Origin of the sequence: Ensifer sp. ENS02 (assembly GCF_014851885.1) — a bacterium.
Classification (GTDB): domain Bacteria; phylum Pseudomonadota; class Alphaproteobacteria; order Rhizobiales; family Rhizobiaceae; genus Ensifer; species Ensifer adhaerens.
In genome coordinates this window covers 1-629 of sequence record NZ_JACVAO010000066.1, presented here as the reverse complement: position 1 = coordinate 629, position 629 = coordinate 1, and the positions used below count along the sequence as shown (strand labels likewise).

The following is a 629-nucleotide window of genomic DNA, read 5'->3' as shown; positions in this document are numbered from 1 at the left end:
AGATGAGGTAGACCAGTGTTGCAGCGATGGCGATGACCACGCCGTTCAGCACGCCGAGGCCGATCGGTCCCCAAAGGGCAATCAGCGCGAAAATGAACTCGATGCGGTTGACGGTCCAGATCCGTCTCAGGCCGTCGATGTCGATCAGGCTGAGCGCCGTTGCCGCAAGGATCGCCCCGAGCGCGGCGACCGGCAGAATGCGAAGGACGTCACCAAGAAAGAGCAGCACCACCATCAGGGTCCCCGCCGCAACGAGGCTCGCGATCTGCGACCGCCCACCGACGGCGAAATTCACGGCCGTGCGTGAATCCGAGGCGGTCACCGGAAACGTCCCGAACAGTCCTGCCGCGATGTTGGCGGCCCCGAAGCCGCTCAGTTCACGGTTCGGATCGACGCGGTAGCCGCCGAGCGCCGCAAAACTGCGCGCTGCGATGACGCCGGAACCGAAACTGACGAGGAAGATTGCCGCGCCGCCGGTCAGCAATCCATCGATCGGCAGACTCTCGAGACGAGGCAGGACGAAGGTCGGCAAGCCGTCGGGAATGTTGCCGACGACCGTCATGCCGCGCCCTTCGAAGTCGAAGAGATATGACAACAACACCGCGACGAAGACGACGATAACAGGACCT

At 63.4% G+C, this 629-nt stretch carries 1 protein-coding gene; it reads right to left on the bottom strand.

What is annotated here, in order from left to right:
* The coding region (locus tag IB262_RS36825) for a SulP family inorganic anion transporter (RefSeq protein WP_246802844.1) at positions 1 to 629 on the bottom strand (629 nt) is incomplete at both ends.